Consider the following 11,774-nt stretch of genomic DNA (forward strand, 5'->3'; position numbering starts at 1 on the left):
CATCCACATGTCGCAACTTCGCCCGCTCGGCCGCTCCGGCCTCCTGGTTTCTCCGCTCGCCTTCGGCGGCAACGTGTTCGGCTGGACGGTGGACGAGGCGGCCTCGTTCAAGCTGCTGGACGCCTGGCTCGACGCCGGCTTCAACTTCGTCGACACAGCCGACGTGTACTCGGCCTGGGTGCCGGGGCACACCGGCGGCGAATCCGAAACCATCATCGGCAAGTGGCTCAAGCAGAGCGGCAAGCGCAACCGCGTGGTGCTGGCCACCAAGGTCGGCAAGCCGATGGGCGAAGGCAAGGTGGGCCTGTCGCCCAAGTACATCCGCGAGGCGGTCGAGGCTTCGCTCAAGCGGCTACAGACGGACTACATCGACCTGTACCAGTCGCATGACGACGACGCCAACACGCCGCTCGAAGACTCGCTCGGCGCCTTCGACGCCCTGGTGAAGGAGGGCAAGGTGCGCGCCATCGGCGCTTCAAACTACACCGCGTCGCGGCTGGCAGAGGCGCTCGACGTGTCGGAGCGGCTGGGCATTGCACGCTACGAAAGCCTGCAGCCGCTGTACAACCTGTACGACCGCGCGGTGTTCGAAGACGAACTGGAGCCGCTGTGCCTGAAGCGCGAAGTGGGCGTGATCAACTTCTACGCGCTGGCGGCCGGCTTCCTCACCGGCAAGTACCGCACCGAGGCCGATGCCGGCAAGAGCGCGCGCGGCGCCAACACCACCAAGAAGTACCTGAACCCGCGCGGCCTGCACATCCTCGAAGCGCTCGACCGCGTGGCCCAGCAGTACAACGCCAAGCCCGGTCAGGTCGCCATTGCATGGCAGATCGCGCGGCCCGGCGTGACGGCGCCCATCGCCAGCGCCACGTCGATCGCGCAGCTCGAAGAACTGGTGGTGGCCACGCAACTGAAGCTCGACGCGGGCACCATCGAGATGCTGGACCGCGCCAGCGCCGAAACGGCCGCCTGAGCCGCGCACCGGCGATGAGCGTCTTCGATTCGATCGCCACGCCCGCGCTCGAACACTTCGTCGACCTGCGCGTCGAAGTGGCCGTGCCGCAGGTGCTGGGCAGCAGCCCGCGCGGGCTGCGCCGCGTCGTACCCATCACGGGCGGCGAAGCCATCGGGCACGGCTGGCGTGCCCGCGTGCTGCCGGGCGGCAGCGACTTCCAGCTGATCGTGAGCGACACACTCTCCGAGCTCGATGCGCGCTATGGGCTGGAGACCGACGCGGGCGATCTCATCTACGTGCAGAACCACGCCATTCGCTCGGCCTCGCCCGAGGTCATGGCGAAGCTGCTGCGCGGCGAACCGGTCGATGCAACGCAGGTGTACTTCCGCTGCAGCCCGCGCTTCGAGACCGCATCGCCCGCGCTGAAGTGGATCAACGAACGCATGTTCGTCGGCGCGGGCGTTCGCCACCCGGCCGAGGTGGTGATGCGTTTCTTCGCGCTGGTGTAGCGCCCGCGTCTACCCGTCTACCGGGTTCAGCGGCGTGGCCAGGATGCGCTGGTAGAAGGCCACGTCGAGCCAGCGCCCGAACTTGAAGCCCGCCTGCCGCACCGTGCCCGAATGCTCGAAGCCCAGGCGCTCGTGCAGGCCGATGCTGCCCGCATTCGCCGCATCGATGGCACCGACCATGACGTGCACGTCGCGCGCCACGGCCTCTTCGATCAGCGCCTCCATGAGCGTGCGGCCCAGGCCGGTGCCACGGTGCGCGCTGTCGACGTACACCGAGTGCTCCACCGTGTACTTGTAGGCCGGGAAGGCACGGAACGCGCCGTAGCTTGCAAAGCCCAGCAGCTTGCCGCTGTCGTCCACGGCACCGATCACCGGGAAGCCGTTGGCGCGCTTGGTGGCGAACCACGCGACCATGTTCTCGGCCGTGCGCGGCTTGTAGTCGTACAGCGCGGTCGAGGTGACGATGGCTTCGTTGAGGATGGCGAGGATGGCGCCCGAATGGGCTTCCTCCGTGCAGGGGACGAGACGCATGGTGTTCCTTTCAGGGCCGGATGTGCTTTTTGCCAGACACCCAGCCGTTCAATATAGGAGAATAATAATCTCATATGAGAAACACTTCACCTGCTTCATCGAACGAGGCGGACACCCACATCGACGCGCTCATCGCCACCCGCCTGCTGGCCCTGCGGCAGGCACAGGCGCTCAGCCTGGCCGAGCTGGCCGAGCGCTCGGGCGTCAGCAAGGCGATGATCTCGAAGGTCGAGCGTGCGCAGAGCAGCCCCACGGCCGTGCTGCTGGGGCGCCTGGCGGCCGGGCTCGGCGTGCCGCTCGCCCAGCTGTTGACCGAAGACAAGGACCAGCCCCAACGGCTGCGTACGCGCGCCGCGCAGGAAACCTGGCGCGACCCCGAGGCCGGCTACCTGCGCCGGCAGGTCGCCGAGCGCCATGCGGGCAGCGGCGTGGAACTGGTCGAGATCGAGCTGCCGCGCTCGGCGCAGGTCGGCTATCCGCGATGGAGCGGCAAGCCCTACCGCCAATGCCTGTGGATGCTCGAAGGCGCCCTGCGGGTGGACTACGGCGACGAACGCTTCGAGCTGTCGCCCGGTGATTGCCTCGACTTCGGGGTCGACCAGCCGCTGGTCTTCAAGGCGCTGGGGCGCAGCGCCTGCCGATACCTGCTCGTGGCCAGCCCGGAATAACGGGAATCACGGTAAACAAATGCCCCTCGCGGTAGGCAAGCTCCCACACGCACTGGCGGCAGAGGCCGGTGCGGCCCGCCCCACCGGTCGGGATACTGCAAGCCATTACAGCTTCAGGAGAACGACGATGTCTTTCGCGCTCTACATGATCGGATTTCTGATCTTCATGGCCGGCCTCATCTGGGGCGCCTCGGTGGCCGGCGTGCCCACGCTCTACATCGGCATCGGCGCGCTGATCATCCTGGGAATCGGCATCTTCAGCGCGGTGGGCCGCACACGGGGCAAAGACCCATCCTGAGGCGCCCGCCGAAACGCGCAGCCGAGCCAGGGAGTTCACACAGGCTTCACGCCGCGCGCACATGGCGTAGCTAACTTCGCAGGCGCACCGCAGACCGCGGTGCGCATTGCCACAAGTCAGTTGCTCCATGCCCACTTCCTCTCCCTCTTCCAGCTTTTTTTCTCCGCTCGCGCCTTCCTCTTTTGCCGCAACCGGCCCGGCATCCGAGCCCACGGCGGGCAGCGGCGTGGGCAGCATCAAGGTCGATCTGCTCGTGGTGGGCGCGAGCTTTGCGGGCCTGGCCTGCGCCCGAGCGGCGGCCCTTGCCGGGCTCAGCGTGATGGTGCTCGAGAAGAAAGCCAGCGCCGGTGCCAAGCTCCACACCACCGGCATCATCGTCAAGGATGCGGTCGACACCGTGCCGTGGCTGGCCGAAGTGCCGCCCGCGCTGGTGCGCCGCATCGAGGGCGTGCGGCTCTACGCGCCGAACATGCGCCATGTCGATCTGCACGCACCGGGCTATTGGTTCTGGGCCACCGATGCGCCCGCCCTGCTCGACTGGATGGTCGAGTCGGCCCGCGGCTGCGGCGTCGACGTGCGGCTGGGCACGCTGTTCGAGCAGGCGCTGTGGCTGAACGGACGCTGGGAAGTGCCGGTGGCCCAAGGCCCGTGCATCACGGCCAGGTACCTCGTGGGCGCCGACGGTCCGCACTCGCGCGTTGCCAAGGCGCTGGGACTGTCGCGCAACACGCGCTTCCTGTACGGCATCGAGCATGAATACCGGGGCGCGCGCATGGCGCCCGACCTGTTGCATTGCTTCATCGACCGCAAGCTGGCGCCGGGCTACATCGGCTGGGCGCTCGACGGCGTGGGCGTGAGCCAGATCGGGCTGGCGCGCCGCATGGTGCACAGCGACGCGGGCGCGCTGCGGCTCGATCCGCTGCTGCGCAAGATCGCCTCGGTGGTGACGCCAGGCGATGCGCCCCCCGTGGCGGTGCGCGCGGGAATGATCCCCTGCGGCGGCGTGCTGCCGACGGTTGCGCGCGAACGCGCCTTGCTGGTGGGCGATGCGGCGGGCATGGTGTCGCCGGTCACGGCCGGCGGCATTCACACCGCGCTGCAGCACGGCGAGCGTGCCGGCGAGGCGGTGGCGCGCTTCGTACGCGGCGAGGTCGAAGACCCCGCCACGTGGCTGGTGCGCAGCTACCCGAGCTTTCTGCTCAAGCGCTCGCTGCGCTGGGCCTTCGACAACTTCCAGAGCGACTGGATGTTCAACCACCTTTTGGGCACGCCGCAGATGCGGCGCGTGGCGGAGCTCATCTACTTCCACCGCAAGGGCGGGCCGCTGCCGAAGGGCTGAAGCTCGCGAAAGACTCGCGAGGGACTCGCGAGAGATTCGCGGAAGGTGTCAGGCGCTGCGCTGCCGCATCGCCTCGTAGAGGCACACGCCGCTCGCCACCGAGACGTTCAGGCTCTCGACCGCGCCGGCCATCGGGATGCTGACCAGCTCGTCGCAGGTCTTGCGCGTGAGCTGGCGCATGCCCTCGCCCTCGGCGCCCAACACCAGCGCCAGCGGGCGCTTGAAGTCGCTCTGGTAGATGGTGCCTGGTGCGTCGTCGCTGGTGCCCACGCACCAGATGCTGCGCTCCTTGAGCTCGTTGAGCGTGCGCGCGAGGTTGGTCACCATGAAGTACGGCACCGTCTCGGCTGCGCCGCTGGCCACCTTGGCCACAGTGGCGTTGATGCCGGCCGCGTGGTCCTTGGGAGCGATGACCGCGTGCGCGCCGGCACCGTCGGCCACGCGCAGGCAGGCGCCGAGGTTATGCGGATCGGTCACGCCGTCGAGCACCAGCAGCAGCGGCACGGTGCCGGCCTCTTCGAGGCCTTCGAGCAGCTCGTCGAGCGAATGGATTTGCGCGGCCGGCTCGACCCGCGCCACCACGCCCTGGTGGCCGTGGCTGCCGCTGAGCTTGGAGAGCCGCAGGCCATCGGCCTCGACCAGCCGCACACCGGCTTCTTGCGCGCGCGCCAGGAACTGTTTCATGCGCGCATCGCGCCGGCTGGCGTCGAACATCACTTCGAGCACCGATTTGGGCGCGGTCTTGATGCGCACGCCCACGGCATGGAAGCCGAAGATCACTTTGGGGGAAGACATCCCCTGATTATCCCTACCCCCAGGCCTCGGACGGCGCGGGCCCCTCAGGCCAGCGGCAAACCGCTGTTGGCGCGGGTGCGTTCGTCGTGCAGCTCCTGCACGGCCTGTGCACTGGGATGCAGCTTTGCCGTGTTGCCGACGCTCTCCAGGTACTGGCAGGCGGCGTGGCCCTCGGCGGCCTTTTCGTAGCGCGAGACCCAGGCATCGCGTGCCGGCAACCTGTCGGGCGACACCGGCCACACGCCGGGCCGCGGCCGCATCGGCTCGCTGATGCCGATGCGCCAGGGCTTGGCGCTCAGGCGGGCCCGAAAGCAGTTCTGGTGACGGCACATGCGCGCGTAGACCTTGTCGACGCCCATCAGCTGGAAGCAGTCGGCCACCACCGGGTCGTTGGGGCTGAACACGTCGTGCATGGCCAGCACCCGGAAGCCTGCCGGCGTACGGTAGATGCGCAGGTGCCAGTCGGGGTGCTGGTGAACGAAGCGCCCGATGCGCTCGGCCGCGCGCTTCTCGGGCGTGGGGTTGTCGCTGGGCTCGCCGCGCTTCTTGCGCCGGCCGATGGTGTAGGCCACCGCAAAGACGATGAAGAACGCGATCAGCCCGCCGAGCCACGTCCGGGCGGCCCAGCCGCCGACCACGCCGGCGATCAGCGCCGGAACCAGCGCAAAGAGAAACAGGCTGCCGCGCAGCGGTTCGTCGAAGTCGATGTCGACGAACAGCACGTCGGGCGTGTTCAGGCAGCGTGCGCCGTAGCTGTTGCGCGTGACGACGGAGTCGCCCTGGCGCTCGATGATTTCCTCGCGGATCGGCACGCCGTCGGCGCCGTTGTAGGCCCGCTTGCGTTCGCGGCGGTCGAGCTTCTCGCCACTGGCGATGCGGTCGAAGGCTTCGCGGGTGCGCTGGTCGGCATGTGCCTGCGCGGCCAGCGGGCTCTCGTCGGACCAGCCGTAGCGGCGCACGGTGAGCTGCTTGCCGCCGACGAGCTCCTGGATGCGGCCTTCGGCCCAGAACTGAGGAACGATCATCGGCTTCAGCCCTTCCCGCCGAAATACATCCAGGCCATGGCCATGATCAGCAGGAGGACGACCACCGGCATCCACGAGAAGCTGCCCGGCTGTACCCGGCCGGGCTCGGCCATCGGGTTGCGCGGAATATCCGACGGCAGGTGGCCGAAGTCGCCGACCGCCGGGTTTTCGTGGTTCTCGACCAGCCGCTTGGCGTCGGCCAGGCCCAGCCCGGTGGCTTCGCGCGTCAGGCGGACGGCCTCGACCTTGTTGCCCTGTGCCAGCGCGGTGAGCGCGGTGGACGGCATGGAGGCGAAGCCCCTGTCCTGCATGGCGGCATCGGGCGCGGCGCGGCCCCAGTCGCCCTCGTTCCAGTCGGGCTGGTCCTGCACGCGCCTGGCGTAGCGCTCGACCGCCTCCTTGGATGCCTTGAGGTCCATGCCCGTCTTCTCGCGCACGATCTTGATGGCCTCGATGAGCTGGCCGCGCTTCAGCGCGAGCACGGCCTCCGGGGGTAGCGTGTCCATGTGCGTCTCCTCCTCTTCTTGCTTGAATTGGGCTGCTATTTATTTGATAGCTTACAGCGCGGGCTCGACGCTCGATACCGGCGTCTGTTCATTGAGCGCCACGCGCCCGGCCTCGATGGTGATGCGGCGCTCGCAACGGGCCGCGATGCCGCGGTCGTGGGTGACCAGCACGAGCGTGGTGCCCAGCTCGCGGTTGAGGTCGAACATCAGCTTCATGACCTGCTCGCCGGTGGCGAAGTCGAGGCTGCCGGTAGGCTCGTCGGCCAGCAGCAAGGCGGGCTGCACCACGAAGGCACGGGCCAGCGCCACGCGCTGCTGCTCGCCGCCCGACAGCACCTTCGGATAGTGGCCCAGCCGCTGGCCCAGGCCGACGCGGCCGAGCATCTCGGTGGCGGCCTTGCGGGCGTCCTTGCGGTTGGCCAGCTCCAGCGGCAGCATCACGTTTTCGAGGGCGCTGAGGTTGCCCAGCAGCTGGAAGCTCTGGAACACGAAGCCCACGCGCTGGGCGCGCAACGCGGCACGCTCGTCCTCGTCGATGGCGAAGATGTCGTCGCCGGCCAGCTTCACGGTGCCGCGCGTGGGCGTGTCGAGCCCGGCGATGATCGACAGCAAGGTGCTCTTGCCGGAACCCGAGGCACCGACGATGGCGGCGGTTTCCCGCGCGCCGAGGGTGAAATGGATGTCCTGCAGAATGTCCAGCGTACCGGTCGAGTCGGTGACGGACTTGAAGACATGCTCGACGGCGACAATGGCATCAGACGGGGGTTGGGACATGGAAAGGCTTTGGTTTTGAATCGACGTGACTTTATCTTGACCACCGCCGCGCTCGGCAGCGCGGGGACATGGGCGACCGCGGCGCGGGCCCAGCAGGCCCCTACTGCGGCGGGCAAGCCGGTGATCCTGGTGCTCGGTGACTCATTGAGCGCAGAGTACGGCCTCAAGCGCGGCGAGGGCTGGGTACCCTTGCTCGAAAAAAGGCTTGCGCAGCAGAAGATCGCGGCCACCGTGGTCAACGCGAGCATCAGCGGCGACACCAGCTCCGGCGGGCGCGCGCGCTTTCCCGCCCTGCTCACCCAGCACAAGCCCAGCCACGTGGTGGTGGAGCTGGGCGCCAACGACGCGTTGCGTGGGCTGCCGCTCTCGGACACTGAAAGCAACCTGCTGCAGATCACCAAGGCCGCGCAGGCGGCGGGTGCCAAGGTGCTGATCGTCGGCATCCAGGTGCCTCCGAACTACGGCGGCGACTACACGCGGCGCTTCGAGGCGGTGTTCTCGAAGGTGGCCGGCGCGACCAAGGCAGCGCTGGTGCCCTTCCTGCTCAAGGGCGTGGCCGACGCGCCGGATGCGATGTCGCTGTTCCAGGCCGACCGCATTCATCCCACCGCGGTGGCGCAGCCGCAGCTGCTGGACAACGTCTGGCCCGAACTGCGCAAGCTGCTGCCCGGCAAGTAAGGCGCGCCAACGCCGCCCAAGAAAAAGCCGCCGCAGGCACAGGCCTGCGGCGGCTTTTTGATGGGGATGCCAGGAGCGGATCAACCGTTCTTGGTGGGCAACTCGGGCACGGTGGGTGGATCGCGTTCGAGCGAGGCCACATCGGTTTCCGGGTCTCCAGGAGCCAGCCCGTCGGTGCTCGGGCTGAGCTTGCGATACTGCTTTTCGCGAAGCTTTTCTTCCTTTTTCTTCTTCTTGGCCAGTTCTTTCTGGCGCTTCTCGTAGCCGTAATTTGGTGTTGCCACTGCTTCTCCTTGGGGCGAGGCAGTCACGGTGACTGCGCGTTGGCCTACTGTAAGCGATAACGGTACGTCTTCTGGCCGCCGGCAAGCTGACTTCCCACGGCGGCCGAAGCGCTTTTTTACATCCTCGCGAGCGCCTGTTGCAGATCGGCCCGCAAATCGCCCACGTCTTCCAGGCCGATCGAAAAGCGCACGAGCGTGCCCTTGTAGGGCCAGCGCGCCACGCTGGCATCGCGCATCAGGCCGATGTCGTAGGGCACCACCAGGCTGATCGGCCCGCCCCACGAATAGCCGAGGCGAAACAGCTTCAGGCTGTCGCAGAAGCGGTCGACCTGCTCGGTGCTGTAGCGCTCGTCGAACACGACCGAGAACAGGCCCGCGGCCAGGTCGGTGGCACCGCACAGCGCACGCCAGTGAACGTGGCCGGGCGAGTCTTCCAGCGCCGGGTGCAGCACCTGCGCAATTTCTTCGCAGCCGTTGAGCCAGCCCGCCAGTTCGCGCGCCGCGCGATCGTGCGCGGCATAGCGCAGCGAGATGCTGGGCAGCGAACGCAGCAGCGTCTCGACGTCGCCCACGCCGATGCCGAAACCCATGCGCATGTGCGTGAGCTTGAGCGCGCGGTGCAGCCGCTCGTCGCGCGTGACCACGCTGCCCATCAGCACATCGCCGCCGCCGCTCGGGTACTTGGTGAGCGCGTGCACGGAGATGTCGACGCCCTGCCCCGTGCCGTTGAAATCGAAGGGTGCGAAGGCCAGGCCCGCGCCCCAGGTGTTGTCGAGCGCCGTCATCACGCCGCGCGCGCGGCAGATGTCCACGAGCGCCGGCAGGTCGGGGAATTCCATCGTCACCGAGCCGGCCGCCTCGACCCACACCAGCCGCGTGCGGTGCGAGAGCTTGGCCTCCAGGTCGGCCGGGTTCATGGCGTCGTACATGCGATGGGTGATGCCGAAATTGGCCAGCTCGCCGGTGGCCAGCGCCTTGTTGGGGCCATAGGCGTTGTCGGGAATCAGCACCTCGTCGCCGGTCTTCAGAAAGGCGAACGCCACCAGCGAAATGGCGGCCAGCCCGCTGGGCACCAGCAGGCATTCGGTGCCGCCTTCGAGCGTGGCCAGCCGCTCTTCGAGCGTGAAGGTGGTCGGCGTGCCGTGCAGGCCGTAGGTGTAGCCGGCCTTGGTGCGCCAGTCGCGTGCGCGCATGGCGGCCACGTCGGCAAAGAACACGGTCGACGCCTTGAACACGCCGGGCTGCGGCGCGGCAAAGGTGTCGGGCGGGGTGTAGGGGTGGTGGATCAGGGTCGTGGAAGGCTTGCTCATGCGCCGATGCTAGCGCGGCCGTGCGTTCGGCCGGCCCGCCGGACGGTCACGCCCCTGCCGCCCGGTCGTGAGAAAGTCTTCCGGGCCGCCGCTGCAGGCGTTCAAACCGTCGAATACAGGATCACACCGTGGACACCTCCAAACGAAACCGCCTGATCGAACAGCTCGCATCGAAGCCGGAGCCGCAGATCGTTTCCATCGAGGAGTTTTTCGACGGGAATGACGACCTGGGCTCCATCGGCTGCAACCTCATGGAACATCCGGGCATGGATGTGTTTCGCGATACCTTCGCCCGCCTCGCCCAGCGGCCGGACGTCACCGCCGTCTACGCGCAGATTGCGGAGCTCGATCCGGGCGAGGATTGCTGGCCTTTCGCCGACACCATCTTCGTGGTCGGCTCCCTGTCGGAGGACGAATTGGCCGAAGCCCTTGCGCCGCTCGAACCCGACGAGATCTGGAAGACCGAAGAGAGCGACATTCCATCGGGCGTCCAGAAAAGCCGCGACGCACACGTGCTCGCCGCCTGGTGGGACTGAGCCTTTGCCGCGGCTTCCGCCGCACAATGCGCCGATGCAGCTGACGCGGCCCCCTGCCCCCCACCTGCGGCCCTTCGTGCGGCTGCTGTGGGCCTCGGCGCCCGATGGCGTCACGGCCGGGCGGCCCGATGCCCGCGAGCACGTGCTGCCCACCGGCGGCATGCACCTGGTGTTCCGGCTTTCCGGGCCGCCGCTGAAGCTGTTCAGCGAAGCAGGCGATGCCCGGGGCCAGACCTTCGGCTACGCCATCGTCGGCGGCGCGCGCGCCGCCTTCTACATGCGCGATGTGTCAGTGCCCACGCGCTCGGTCGGCGCGCAACTCCAGCCCGGTGCCGCCCGCGCCCTGCTCGGCGCCCCTGAAGACGCATTGGCCGGGCAGCACACGCCGCTCGAAGCGGTCTGGGGCGAACGGCAAGCCGGAGCCGCGCTCGAAAGGCTTCATGAAGCGGACGACCCGGCGCTGCAACTGCAGGTGTTCGAGGCCCTGCTGACCCAACGTCTCGCCGCCTCGCTGCGGGCCGGCCTGCATGGCCTGCATCCGGCCGTGGCCGCCACGCTGGGCCCGCTGACCTTCTCGCCGGCCCCATCGATCGCCGCGTTGGTGACGCACAGCGGCTACAGCCACCGCCGCTTCATCGCGCTTTTTCGCGGCGCCATCGGCCTCGGCCCCAAGGAATACGCGCGCGTGATGCGCTTCGATCGCGCACTGGCGTTGGCGGGTGACCCCGGGCAAAGCTGGGCCGATATTGCAGTCGACGCAGGCTACAGCGACCAGGCCCATCTGAGCCGTGAGTTCTCGGCGCTGGCGGGCATGTCTCCGCAAGCCTGGCGGCAGGCGGGCGCGGCATCGCCCAGGCACGTGCCGGCCGCAGCAACGACAAGAACGGCAGCGACAAGAGCGGCAGCGACAGGTCAAATTCGTTCAAGACGCTAGCGGCGCGGCGCTCCAGAATCGGCGCCACGAACAACCAGCCAACGAACCTGCAACCTCATTGCGAAAGGCGACACCATGGCCATCCACGAACTGTTTCCGTACCTGTGCGTGCACGACGCCGGCGCGGCCATCGACTTCTATTGCAACGTATTCGAGGTGAAGGAAATCTTTCGCCTCACCGAGCCCAGCGGCCGCATCGGCCACGCGGAACTGGACTTCCACAACGGCGCGATCCTGATGATTTCGGACGAGTTCCCCGAGTGCAACATCGTCGGCGCCAAGACGCTGGGCGGGAGCGCCGTCACGCTGCATCTGCACGTGGACGATGCCGACGCGGTGGTGGCCCGCGCCGTTGCAGCCGGCGCCACGCTCGACATGCCGCCGCAAGACCAGTTCTACGGCGAGCGCTCGGGGGTCTTCCGTGACCCCTTCGGTCATCGTTGGAACGTGGGGCACAGCATCGAGAAGATGACGCCGGAAGAGATGCAGCGGCGCTACACGGCGTTATTCGATCCGGCGGGCTGACTCTTCGGGTATTGCCACGTCACTTGAATGCGGACTCGACTTTCTTGTCGCCGCGTTGTGTTTGAAGCGCGTCGTTCGGGGCGCCACTCACGCCGACGGTGTGCTCT

General features: G+C 67.9%; 16 protein-coding genes. 9 read left to right on the plus strand and 7 right to left on the minus strand.

The window, feature by feature from the left end; all coding sequences use genetic code 11:
• The first annotated feature begins 7 nt into the window (after positions 1-7).
• Both DBV14_RS18360 and DBV14_RS18365 read left to right on the plus strand, forming a co-directional pair.
• Complete coding sequence (locus DBV14_RS18360) at positions 8-973, plus strand: aldo/keto reductase (RefSeq protein WP_124460696.1); 966 nt, start codon at positions 8-10, stop codon at positions 971-973.
• Between the two features lie 14 nt (positions 974-987).
• Positions 988-1,464, plus strand: coding sequence for a DUF3237 domain-containing protein (locus DBV14_RS18365; protein ID WP_124460698.1), 477 nt, complete (start codon positions 988-990; stop codon positions 1,462-1,464).
• A gap of 9 nt (positions 1,465-1,473) precedes the next feature.
• Here the strand turns inward: DBV14_RS18365 and DBV14_RS18370 are convergent, their stop codons facing one another.
• Positions 1,474-1,995: a GNAT family N-acetyltransferase gene (locus DBV14_RS18370; protein ID WP_124460700.1), complete on the minus strand. Its 522-nt coding sequence runs from the start codon at positions 1,993-1,995 to the stop codon at positions 1,474-1,476.
• 74 nt (positions 1,996-2,069) lie between these two features.
• On the opposite strand from DBV14_RS18370, the gene DBV14_RS18375 reads away from it, so the two are divergent.
• The 3 genes from DBV14_RS18375 (at position 2,070) to DBV14_RS18380 (ending at position 4,300) form a co-directional block, all read left to right on the plus strand.
• A complete protein-coding gene (locus tag DBV14_RS18375; protein ID WP_124460702.1) occupies positions 2,070-2,663 on the plus strand; it encodes a helix-turn-helix domain-containing protein in 594 nt (197 codons plus the stop codon).
• A 127-nt stretch (positions 2,664-2,790) separates the two neighbouring features.
• Positions 2,791-2,961, plus strand: coding sequence for a SoxR reducing system RseC family protein (locus DBV14_RS33275; RefSeq protein ID WP_148092443.1), 171 nt, complete (start codon positions 2,791-2,793; stop codon positions 2,959-2,961).
• A gap of 127 nt (positions 2,962-3,088) precedes the next feature.
• Positions 3,089-4,300 carry an NAD(P)/FAD-dependent oxidoreductase gene (locus tag DBV14_RS18380; RefSeq protein WP_124460704.1) on the plus strand — a complete coding sequence of 404 codons (1,212 nt, stop codon included), beginning with the start codon at positions 3,089-3,091 and terminating at the stop codon, positions 4,298-4,300.
• A 48-nt stretch (positions 4,301-4,348) separates the two neighbouring features.
• Here the strand turns inward: DBV14_RS18380 and rlmB are convergent, their stop codons facing one another.
• Genes rlmB through DBV14_RS18400 form a run of 4 tightly spaced genes read right to left on the minus strand, consistent with a single transcriptional unit; the run spans position 4,349 to position 7,400 of the window.
• Positions 4,349-5,095 carry a 23S rRNA (guanosine(2251)-2'-O)-methyltransferase RlmB gene (gene rlmB / locus DBV14_RS18385; protein WP_124460706.1) on the minus strand — a complete coding sequence of 249 codons (747 nt, stop codon included), beginning with the start codon at positions 5,093-5,095 and terminating at the stop codon, positions 4,349-4,351.
• 44 nt (positions 5,096-5,139) lie between these two features.
• A complete protein-coding gene (locus tag DBV14_RS18390; RefSeq protein ID WP_124460708.1) occupies positions 5,140-6,120 on the minus strand; it encodes a sulfite exporter TauE/SafE family protein in 981 nt (326 codons plus the stop codon).
• 5 nt (positions 6,121-6,125) lie between these two features.
• A complete protein-coding gene (locus tag DBV14_RS18395) occupies positions 6,126-6,626 on the minus strand; it encodes a ribosomal protein L7/L12 (RefSeq protein ID WP_124460710.1) in 501 nt (166 codons plus the stop codon).
• Between the two features lie 51 nt (positions 6,627-6,677).
• On the minus strand, positions 6,678-7,400 hold the full coding sequence (locus DBV14_RS18400; protein ID WP_124460712.1) for an ABC transporter ATP-binding protein: 723 nt from the start codon (positions 7,398-7,400) through the stop codon (positions 6,678-6,680).
• Between the two features lie 36 nt (positions 7,401-7,436).
• On the opposite strand from DBV14_RS18400, the gene DBV14_RS18405 reads away from it, so the two are divergent.
• Complete coding sequence (locus DBV14_RS18405) at positions 7,437-8,078, plus strand: arylesterase (protein WP_260397113.1); 642 nt, start codon at positions 7,437-7,439, stop codon at positions 8,076-8,078.
• An 80-nt stretch (positions 8,079-8,158) separates the two neighbouring features.
• Here DBV14_RS18405 and DBV14_RS18410 read toward each other — a convergent pair whose 3' ends face one another.
• Positions 8,159-8,362, minus strand: a complete 204-nt coding sequence (locus tag DBV14_RS18410) for a hypothetical protein (protein WP_124460714.1) — start codon at positions 8,360-8,362, stop codon at positions 8,159-8,161.
• A 116-nt stretch (positions 8,363-8,478) separates the two neighbouring features.
• Complete coding sequence (locus tag DBV14_RS18415; protein ID WP_124460716.1) at positions 8,479-9,672, minus strand: PLP-dependent transferase; 1,194 nt, start codon at positions 9,670-9,672, stop codon at positions 8,479-8,481.
• 128 nt (positions 9,673-9,800) lie between these two features.
• Between DBV14_RS18415 and DBV14_RS18420 the strand changes: the two genes are divergently transcribed.
• The 3 genes from DBV14_RS18420 to DBV14_RS18430 all read left to right on the plus strand — a co-directional run bounded on the left by DBV14_RS18420 (position 9,801) and on the right by DBV14_RS18430 (position 11,667).
• On the plus strand, positions 9,801-10,208 hold the full coding sequence (locus DBV14_RS18420; RefSeq protein ID WP_124460718.1) for a hypothetical protein: 408 nt from the start codon (positions 9,801-9,803) through the stop codon (positions 10,206-10,208).
• A 34-nt stretch (positions 10,209-10,242) separates the two neighbouring features.
• Positions 10,243-11,142: an AraC family transcriptional regulator gene (locus tag DBV14_RS18425; protein ID WP_124460720.1), complete on the plus strand. Its 900-nt coding sequence runs from the start codon at positions 10,243-10,245 to the stop codon at positions 11,140-11,142.
• Between the two features lie 75 nt (positions 11,143-11,217).
• Positions 11,218-11,667, plus strand: a complete 450-nt coding sequence (locus tag DBV14_RS18430; protein ID WP_124460722.1) for a VOC family protein — start codon at positions 11,218-11,220, stop codon at positions 11,665-11,667.
• Positions 11,668-11,774: the final 107 nt, after the last annotated feature.

Source organism: Variovorax sp. KBW07 (genome assembly GCF_003852515.1).
Classification (GTDB): domain Bacteria; phylum Pseudomonadota; class Gammaproteobacteria; order Burkholderiales; family Burkholderiaceae_C; genus Variovorax.

Coding starts and splice junctions, on each gene's coding strand:
- DBV14_RS18430 (WP_124460722.1), top strand. CDS start 11,218: ATGGCCATCCACGAACTGTTTCCGTACCTGTGCGTGCACGACGCCGGC.
- DBV14_RS18425 (WP_124460720.1), top strand. CDS start 10,243: ATGCAGCTGACGCGGCCCCCTGCCCCCCACCTGCGGCCCTTCGTGCGG.
- DBV14_RS18360 (WP_124460696.1), top strand. CDS start 8: ATGTCGCAACTTCGCCCGCTCGGCCGCTCCGGCCTCCTGGTTTCTCCG.
- DBV14_RS18370 (WP_124460700.1), bottom strand. CDS start 1,995: ATGCGTCTCGTCCCCTGCACGGAGGAAGCCCATTCGGGCGCCATCCTC.
- DBV14_RS18375 (WP_124460702.1), top strand. CDS start 2,070: ATGAGAAACACTTCACCTGCTTCATCGAACGAGGCGGACACCCACATC.
- DBV14_RS18380 (WP_124460704.1), top strand. CDS start 3,089: ATGCCCACTTCCTCTCCCTCTTCCAGCTTTTTTTCTCCGCTCGCGCCT.
- DBV14_RS33275 (WP_148092443.1), top strand. CDS start 2,791: ATGTCTTTCGCGCTCTACATGATCGGATTTCTGATCTTCATGGCCGGC.
- DBV14_RS18390 (WP_124460708.1), bottom strand. CDS start 6,120: ATGATCGTTCCTCAGTTCTGGGCCGAAGGCCGCATCCAGGAGCTCGTC.
- DBV14_RS18395 (WP_124460710.1), bottom strand. CDS start 6,626: ATGGACACGCTACCCCCGGAGGCCGTGCTCGCGCTGAAGCGCGGCCAG.
- DBV14_RS18365 (WP_124460698.1), top strand. CDS start 988: ATGAGCGTCTTCGATTCGATCGCCACGCCCGCGCTCGAACACTTCGTC.
- DBV14_RS18400 (WP_124460712.1), bottom strand. CDS start 7,400: ATGTCCCAACCCCCGTCTGATGCCATTGTCGCCGTCGAGCATGTCTTC.
- DBV14_RS18415 (WP_124460716.1), bottom strand. CDS start 9,672: ATGAGCAAGCCTTCCACGACCCTGATCCACCACCCCTACACCCCGCCC.
- rlmB (WP_124460706.1), bottom strand. CDS start 5,095: ATGTCTTCCCCCAAAGTGATCTTCGGCTTCCATGCCGTGGGCGTGCGC.